1 protein-coding gene is annotated in these 474 nt (G+C 65.0%); it reads left to right on the forward strand.

Features of this window, described 5'->3' with window-relative positions; translation table 11 throughout:
* Positions 1-452, forward strand: a 452-nt coding sequence (locus tag H3H34_RS13215) for a hypothetical protein (protein WP_194745772.1), incomplete at its 5' end; no start/stop codon positions are given.
* Positions 453-474 lie beyond the last annotated feature (22 nt).

Here is a 474-nt window from a genome sequence, read left to right on the forward strand (position 1 = left end):
AGCAATTTGTGCTTCACCCCTACACGCTGTGGCTGGCTGACCTCGGCCCTCACCGGCTGCCGCTGGGCTGGGCACTGCTCGAGCTCGCCGAGCAACCTTCCGATCCAGTCCAGGCCTTTTCTGCCCAGTTCGGTGGCGCCGACCGGGCGGCCTCCGACACGGATGAGGATGAGACGACCCCGAAGGATTCGAAGCGCCCGGTTCCGCCGCCCGCCCACCGGATCGTCACCGACCGGTCGGGCCCCAACCTCTCGCTTCTGGGCGCGCTGGAAGATCAGCACGATGCGGGCAAGCCAATCTTCGACATGCTCAAGAACCTGAGCCAGAAGGCACGAGGCTGGAGTACGGAGGAGCGCTGGGTCTTCGCCCGTCTCTATCATGGAAAGCTGCGCAAGACATTGAAGCCGCACCAGCACGCGGTCATTGCTCCCCGCCTCCCGAAGCCCGAATGATCCTGGAACGCTCGCCCTTTCC

Source organism: Thermaurantiacus tibetensis (assembly GCF_015354055.1).
Lineage (GTDB): Bacteria > Pseudomonadota > Alphaproteobacteria > Sphingomonadales > Sphingomonadaceae > Thermaurantiacus > Thermaurantiacus tibetensis.